Below are 7672 nucleotides of genomic sequence, written 5' to 3' on the forward strand. Positions count from 1 at the left end.
AATATAAACTCGTAATTATTTATATCTTGAGGGTGAATAGTTGAAGGTGAAGTCTATATATAGAGTCTGAATTCTAACAGTTTGAATCATTCTTTCGGAAATGGTGAATTTCCTCCAAGTGACAAAGATCTATTTCTTGTTTATTGAATGTTTTATATACTGTATGAAAATACAGGTGGGGGAGAACGTGTGGCATGTTCGGTACTATCGATAAATATCTCGATGAGTACCATTTTATATTTTCTCATATATGGGTAGAAAGGAAGTACGATTTATTCCTGCGAAGTAAAAATAATGATAAGTTGTAACAAGTGGATGATGTTGTGAATGTCGTATAATGGTTTGTTGCTGTTTGGTGTGCTTGTGGAGATAAAAGGTAAAATGCTATTATGGTTTGTTAGCAACATGCTGGTCTGAAGTTACAAAAGAGTGAAAGCGGTGTACCGTTTTTCCATAAGTCGTTTTTTTCTTGCGAAAGAATATTGATATTGTTTTGAATAAGAGGAAAATAAAATAGTGACGCTATCCGCCAAGGATAGCGTCACTATATGAGTGGGATGGTGACGGTATCATGATGGGATAGCGTCACTATTTTCAGGCATGTTTCCTACCAGTTTCTTTTCACTGTACGATAACCATAACCGATGATTACAAGGAAGCATATGAAGGGTAGAATGAATGAAACATTGACAGCCGGCAACCAGGCGATTTGTTTCAGGTCAATGATACTTGCTTGTAGCGGTGGAAGAACAGAGCCTCCCAAGATAGCCATAATAAGGCCTGCAGCTCCAAACTTAGCATCATCTCCCATGCCTTTCAAGGCAATACCGTAGATGGTAGGGAACATCAATGACATGCAAGCCGATACTGCTACAAGGCAATACATTCCGAAGATATTTTGAAGGAAGATTACGCCTAAAGTGAAAATACCTCCGAAGATAGCGAGGATCATCAGCAATTTACCAGCATTGAGATAGCGCAGAATGAATGTGCAAATGAAACGGCTGATACAAAATATCACCATTGCTATGATATTATATTGTTGTGATAGCACTTCCGCACTTTTCTCGTCCATACCTTGTGACATGAACAAGCGTGTTCCATATTGAATGATGAAAGTCCAGCACATAATTTGCGCGCCTACATAGAAGAATTGAGCAATTACCCCTTCACGATAACGTGTTTGGGTGAAAATGCGTTTCAGTGTAGGAAAGAAATCTATTCTATGATTCTGATCTCCATTTTTCGGCATCTTGACGAATCGTATCAGAAGTAACATAGCTACAATGATAAGTCCGATAATGAGATAAGGAGCAATCAGGACGCTAAGGTCACTTTCTTTAATTGCTTGAAATTCACTGTCGTTAAGTAATGCACGGTCTTCGGTACACATCGGATGTAGCTTCGCTTGAATGAACTGCATGGCTACATACATTCCGAGAAGTGACCCCATCGGATTGAAAGACTGTGCAAGGTTCAAACGCCGGGTAGCTGTTTCTTCTGTTCCCATAGAAAGAATATACGGGTTACAGCTTGTCTCGAGGAAGGACAATCCGCAGGTCAGGATGAAATAGGCAATCAAAAACGGATAATATTCTCCCGTCATTTTAGCAGGAAAGAATAAGAATGCTCCGAAAGCATACATTCCCAGTCCTAACAAAACACCGGCTTTGTAGGAATATTTGCGGATGAATATGGCAGCCGGGAAAGCCATTGCAAAGTACCCTCCATAGAAGGCAACCTGTACCAATGCTCCGTCGGTGGCACTCATCCGGAAAATCTTGGAGAATGCCTTTACCATCGGATTGGTAATATCATTGGCAAATCCCCATAATGCAAAACATGAGGTAATGAGAACAAAAGGTATAAGATAACTGATGCCATCTTTCGAGAGGATGGACTGTTTGGGGTGTTTCATGGTTGTTTCTGGTATTTTTTAAGTGTTATACAAATGGAACATTCTCTCCATCGGTTTCCATTTCTCTGCGGAACTCATTCCGGGAGCGGCTTGCTGGAAGATGGCCATATATTCTTCCCACTCCTGTTGGCGGGGAAGCGTGTTCAGGCGTTCCATTGCTGTGTCCCAGTCAAAATCAAGGGAAGTTTCGACAATCATAAACAGTCGTGTTCCCAAGATATAAATTTCCATTTCCAGAATACCGACTTCCCGGATCCCGGCTAGGATTTCGGGCCATGCTTCCGCCTGGCTATGTCTTTTCCGATATTCAGCGATCAGTTCCGGAGAATCGCGTAAATCGAGGGTTTGGCAATATCGTTTGACGGGAACGTCATAAGATTGAACCTGATAACCGGTTTTGGGTGTTTCCATATACTTTTATTTTTTAGGGTAATATACTTGTGGTGTAACGCTACGAGTTACAATCTCTCTCAATTCACGGAGATCGGCTATTTCTCCTTTTGCCATAGCCTGTGTCAGAATGTTTCCCATTGCAGTGGCTTCTATCGGACCTGCATAAACGGGAATACCGAGTTCGTCAGCTGTCAGTTGGTTGAGTAATTGGTTTTGTGATCCTCCGCCGATGATGTTTAGCTGACGGATCGGAGAGGGGAGACAACGGTTGAGCTGTTCCACCGCCTGCCGATATTTGAAAGCTAATGACTGGAGTACACATCGCACGGTTTCTGCTTTGTTTTTCGGCACTTGCAAAGCATGATGCCGACAATAATGAATAAGAGCGTTTTCCATATTTTCCGGATTCATGAATGTTGCGTCATCCACAGGGATAATGGTCGCAATCTGTGCTTCGGCAGCTTGCGGGATGATTATATCATAATTTTGTTCTTCGCCACATGCTTTCCATTCACTCATCAAGCGTTGCAAAATCCATAATCCTGTTATATTCTGTAGGAAACGGATTTTGCCGTCTACGCCTCCTTCATTGGTGAATTGAGCTTTTCTTGCTTCTTCCGTCAATATGGGTTCATCCACTTCCACTCCCAGTAGCGACCAAGTGCCGGAACTAAGGAAAGCGATAGGACTTTCTACGGCAGGAACAGCGGCGACGGCACTGGCTGTGTCGTGTGAGCCGACAGCAATAACGTCTACGGTACCCAGTCCCGTTTCGCGGGCAATATCCTCTTTCAGAGTCCCCCTGATTGTTCCGGGGAGAATAATCTCACCGAACAGATGTTCGGGAAGACCTAAGGCGCGTATGGTATCCAGTGACCAGTTCCGCGATTGGGCATCGAGTAATTCGGAGGTGGAAGCAATGCAATATTCATTATTGGCTACTCCTGTCAGGAAATAGCTGAAGAGGTCGGGCATGAATAACAGTTGCCGGGCAACTTCCAACTGCGCATCTTGATGCTGTTTCATGCTGTAAAGTTGAAACAGTGTATTGATAGCCATCACCTGAATACCGGTGTCGGCATAGTGTTGGCGTTCATCCAGTAGCTTGAATACTTCTTCCGGTATTCCTTCTGTTCTTGCGTCCCGGTAACAGACTGGATTTCCTAACAGGTTTCCATGTTTGTCAATCAGTCCGAAATCCACTCCCCAGGTGTCAATACCAATACTTTTTACGGCATATCCTTTTTGTGCAGCCAGTTTCAGTCCGGTCTTCATATCTTCGAACAGTGCCGGGAAATCCCAGTAGATATGATTTCCTAGTTTGACCTGCCGGTTGGAGAAGCGGTATACCTCTTCCAACTCCAGTTTGCCATGGTGAAGGAAGCCGGCGATAATCCGTCCACTTCCGCCTCCGAAGTCTGCTGCTAAATAAGTGTGTTTGATGGTATCTTTCATGGTATATTGCCCGGATATTAGTTGGTTTTCTTTCCTAATACGTAGATTTCCAGGTCTTCAATTTCTGCCGGTGTGAGTACTGAATAATCACCGCCGGATTGAACGATGATGCGGCAAGCCATTTCAAAGAAGGTGGCCCGTTCGTATACTTGGTCGAAGTCTTTTCCGCATACCACTTGCCCGTGGTTGGTCAGTAAAACCGAGTTATGCTTTAGCATGGCTTCTACCACAGCTTTTGCCAGTTCCGGTGAGCCGGGACGATAATACGGAATCACAGGTATTTCCGAACCTACATGACAGGGAATTTCTGCTGTTACATTGAAGTTTGTCGGTTTGTTTTTCATGCAGGAGACAGCCGTGGCATATTCCGATTGAAAGTGGAGAACGACATTGACGTCCGGACGTTCGCGGAGAATCCCTAAATGGAATGTACTTTCCATAGAAGGTTTTACACCATTGGTAGGAGTGCCGTTGGCAATATGGCAGATAGATACTTTCTCTTTGCCAAGTGTGGGAACCCAGGAACCCGTACCGGAAATCAATGCTTCTTCGCCGATTCTCCAGGAAAGGTTACCGCTGCTGCATAGCATTAACTTTGCATCTCCGTAACGGTGTGCTTGTTGGATGAACTGTTCGATATGTTCGTTGGTAATCATAATTGCAAAGGTAAATTATTAATTGATAAGTAAATTCATTTTAGGCACGGATTACACGGATTTCACGGTTTTTAGAAATATGCTTTGCATAAAGCAATAGCGTAATCCGTGGAATTCGTGCCTAAATTAATATTATTTGTAGATAGGACCGTAAGTTGCGCAAGCTCTGTAATCTGATCCTTCTTTATCCATGCCGAAGGCGTTCCAGGCTGCCGGACGGAACATCTGGTCTTCTTCTACATTGTGCATACATACCGGGATGCGGAGCATGGAAGCAAGAGTGATTAAGTCCTGACCGATGTGTCCATAGCTGATGGCTCCATGATTGGCTCCCCAGTTATTCATTACTGAATATACATCTTTGAAAGCCGGTTTTTCACACAGACGCGGTACAAACCAGGTGGTAGGCCATGTCGGATCTGTACGCATATTGAGTTTCTGGTGGATTTCCGGGTCTATTTCTACTGTCCATCCTTCTGCGATTTGCAGGACAGGGCCTAAGCCTTTAATCAGGTTGAGGCGCATCATGGTTACGGGCATGCCACCTTTTGACAGGAAGTTGGAAGAGAAACCGCCGCCACGGAAGTAGTCACGGTCTGCCGGATACCAAGTAGTTGCTTTCAGGCAGTTTTCTACATCAGCGTCCGTCAGGTTCCATGGTTCTTTCATAACCGGATTGCCTGCCGCGTCTAATGATTGGCCGGAACCGTCGAGAGTTGTTGCGCCGGAATTGATAAGATGAATGATACCATTTGCTGCCAATCCGCTCAATTCTTTGCCGGTTACACGTTTCACGGCTTCAGGACTCCAGTAAGTACGTACGTCGGAGAATATTTGGGCGCGGTTGGTCAATAAATGTCCGAACAGCATAGCTACGCCGTTGCAGGCATCGTTCTCGGTAGCTACGACAAATGCTTCACGAATACCGTTCCAGTCAAAAGAAGTATTGAGCAGAGCTTCCGGATAGTCACCGTTAGGATAGAAGTCTGTCCATTGGCGTTGTCCTTGGAAACCGGCTGCAATGGCATTGTGTCCCAAGGCTTCTTCCTTGAATCCCATTTCTTTCAATTTGGGATTTCCGGTCATCAAGTCGCGCATGATAATCGTCATCTTTACAATGAATTCCCAATCAGCATCTTTCTGTTCACGGGTTTTACGTTTTTCAGGACGGTTCTTGAAGTCTTCACCTTCGTTTGTCTTACAATTTTTTTCAGTCCAGGCCATGGCTTTGGCATATTCTTCGTGGTCATAGATACCTTCGTCCATTCGGCGGATGATTTCTGTGAGGTCTACTGACTCATTACGCATTCCCAAATACTCTTGGAAGAAATCAGGATTGACGATGGAACCGGCGATACCCATAGATACACTGCCCATTGACAGGTAAGATTTGCCTCTCATGGTAGCTACTGCCTGTGCAGCACGTGCAAAACGAAGAATCTTTTCTGATACATCTTCAGGGATTGTATTATCGTCCAGATCCTGAACGTCGCGTCCGTAAATACCGAATGCAGGAAGACCTTTTTGGGCATGTCCCGCAAGTACGGCAGCAAGATACACAGCTCCCGGACGTTCTGTACCGTTAAATCCCCAGACAGCTTTCGGATAATGAGGATTCATATCCATTGTTTCTGCACCGTAGCACCAGCAAGAAGTAACGGTAATGGTAGATCCTACTCCTTCTTTTTCAAACTTTTCCGCACAGGCGGCACTTTCGGCTACGCGTCCGATAGTACTATCGGCAATGACACATTCCACCGGGCTACCATCACCGTTTTTCAGGTTACTGCTGATTAGCTCGGCTACTGCTTTTGCCAGGTTCATTGTTTTTTCTTCAAGGCTTTCGCGAACGCCACCCTGGCGACCATCGATTGTGGGACGAATCCCGATTTTCGGATACTTTTTCATGGTTTCTATCTATTAAAGGATTAATTAACATCTGTGCTGAACTGTGCTGATTATATTGCAAAAAAAATTAAAGCGACTTTCGAAGTCTTACCTCTGTCGGCAAGAACTTCTGCACTGGTACATTATTGAGAACGAAATTGGCTGCTTCGTTTCCCATCATTTCCCAATCAATACTTAATGAGGTTATTCCTTCGTCAATCACCTCGTAAGAAGGAATATCATTGTATGCCAACAGACCGAAATCTTTTCCGCATTTCAGTCCTTCCAATCTACCTTGCTTCACTACTTTTACTACGTCTTGTTGCTTGATAGCAATGTAAACAGTTCCCTTGCGTATTGTCAGATTCTCGATGTCCTCCTGTACCTCACAGAGGAATCCTTGTTCCTGACAGAAACGGGTGAAATATTCCTTACTGCTTTGAGGGTGTTTCAGGCTTTTCGGAAACAGAAACACAAGCTGATGATAGTTTTTCAGCCTTTCCTTGAGCAAATGCAATGCTTGATAGAAAGATTCATCAAAATCCTGGCAGATATATGAATACTTCTCTTTTTCGAATTTACCGAAATCAAGAAGTAGCAATTTTGTGGGATTAATTTTATTGAGAACTGTGCTGAATTTCTCGTTATCAAAATTCATCACGATGTATTTGTTGTATTTTCCTATGGATTCCCGGAGGATGGTGTTGAATAGCCGTTCGTTGTATTGATGGAACAATAAGTCTACCTTATAATTAATAGGCAGGTGTCTGACGAAACTATTGTATAAAGCTTCTTTGAAAGGAGTATATTGGTCGAGCAGCAATAAAACATTGGTCACTTGGCTCGTTACGTAATATCCTTTTCCGGGAGTGGAGTCGATTAGTCCTCGTTCGCGTAAATCAAGGAAAGCCTTGAAAACAGTGTCGCGTGATACTCCGTATTGAGCACTTAACTGATTGATGGAAGGCAAAGAATCTCCTTCAAGAAATTCTTTCCTGGAGATTGCTTGGCTAAGTGCGTCCGCTAGTTGCGTAACCTTGCTCGACTGTTGTCCGAATGCTGCCTTTTTATCAGTTCGTTTCATGCTGGAAAAATAAATAATACTGTGCTGAACTATGCTGATGCAAAGAAAGGCATTTTATTCTGAACGGAATAAATAATTTGATATGTTTTATAGCAGAAAGTAATAAAAAAATCCCCTTCGGCGAACCGGAGAGGATTATAGCTTTTTCCTAATTTCTTATTCGGAATCTGCTGAAATTTATTCAGCAGCAGCTTCTGTTGCAGGAGCTTCTTCAGCCGGAGCTGCGGCAGCTTCTTCTGCAGGTGCTTCAGCAGCAGCTTTTTCAGCAGCTTCAGCAGC

6 protein-coding genes are annotated in these 7672 nt (G+C 43.8%); all 6 read right to left on the minus strand.

Annotation, left to right across the window (positions count from 1 at the left end; all coding sequences use genetic code 11):
* Positions 1-607 precede the first annotated feature (607 nt).
* The 6 genes from fucP to ACT8YW_RS20850 all read right to left on the minus strand — a co-directional run bounded on the left by fucP (position 608) and on the right by ACT8YW_RS20850 (position 7393).
* On the minus strand, positions 608-1918 hold the full coding sequence (fucP, locus tag ACT8YW_RS20825) for an L-fucose:H+ symporter permease (RefSeq protein ID WP_008640670.1): 1311 nt from the start codon (positions 1916-1918) through the stop codon (positions 608-610).
* An 18-nt stretch (positions 1919-1936) separates the two neighbouring features.
* Positions 1937-2329 carry an L-rhamnose mutarotase gene (locus ACT8YW_RS20830; RefSeq protein ID WP_444107016.1) on the minus strand — a complete coding sequence of 131 codons (393 nt, stop codon included), beginning with the start codon at positions 2327-2329 and terminating at the stop codon, positions 1937-1939.
* A 6-nt stretch (positions 2330-2335) separates the two neighbouring features.
* Entirely contained in the window at positions 2336-3766 is a 1431-nt protein-coding gene (locus ACT8YW_RS20835) for a rhamnulokinase (RefSeq protein ID WP_444107017.1), read from the minus strand.
* A 17-nt stretch (positions 3767-3783) separates the two neighbouring features.
* On the minus strand, positions 3784-4422 hold the full coding sequence (locus ACT8YW_RS20840) for a class II aldolase/adducin family protein (protein WP_444107018.1): 639 nt from the start codon (positions 4420-4422) through the stop codon (positions 3784-3786).
* 132 nt (positions 4423-4554) lie between these two features.
* Positions 4555-6330: an L-fucose isomerase gene (fucI, locus tag ACT8YW_RS20845; protein ID WP_444107019.1), complete on the minus strand. Its 1776-nt coding sequence runs from the start codon at positions 6328-6330 to the stop codon at positions 4555-4557.
* A 67-nt stretch (positions 6331-6397) separates the two neighbouring features.
* Positions 6398-7393, minus strand: coding sequence for a GntR family transcriptional regulator (locus ACT8YW_RS20850; protein WP_444107020.1), 996 nt, complete (start codon positions 7391-7393; stop codon positions 6398-6400).
* Between the last annotated feature and the right edge of the window lie 279 nt (positions 7394-7672).

Source organism: Bacteroides sp., from assembly GCF_052357945.1.
In the GTDB taxonomy this organism is placed as follows: Bacteria; Bacteroidota; Bacteroidia; order Bacteroidales; family Bacteroidaceae; genus Bacteroides.

What these genes read in the sequence shown, in the direction of transcription:
- fucP (WP_008640670.1), bottom strand. Translation starts at nt 1,918, where the DNA reads ATGAAACACCCCAAACAGTCCATCCTCTCGAAAGATGGCATCAGTTAT.
- ACT8YW_RS20835 (WP_444107017.1), bottom strand. Translation starts at nt 3,766, where the DNA reads ATGAAAGATACCATCAAACACACTTATTTAGCAGCAGACTTCGGAGGC.
- ACT8YW_RS20840 (WP_444107018.1), bottom strand. Translation starts at nt 4,422, where the DNA reads ATGATTACCAACGAACATATCGAACAGTTCATCCAACAAGCACACCGT.
- ACT8YW_RS20830 (WP_444107016.1), bottom strand. Translation starts at nt 2,329, where the DNA reads ATGGAAACACCCAAAACCGGTTATCAGGTTCAATCTTATGACGTTCCC.
- ACT8YW_RS20850 (WP_444107020.1), bottom strand. Translation starts at nt 7,393, where the DNA reads ATGAAACGAACTGATAAAAAGGCAGCATTCGGACAACAGTCGAGCAAG.
- fucI (WP_444107019.1), bottom strand. Translation starts at nt 6,330, where the DNA reads ATGAAAAAGTATCCGAAAATCGGGATTCGTCCCACAATCGATGGTCGC.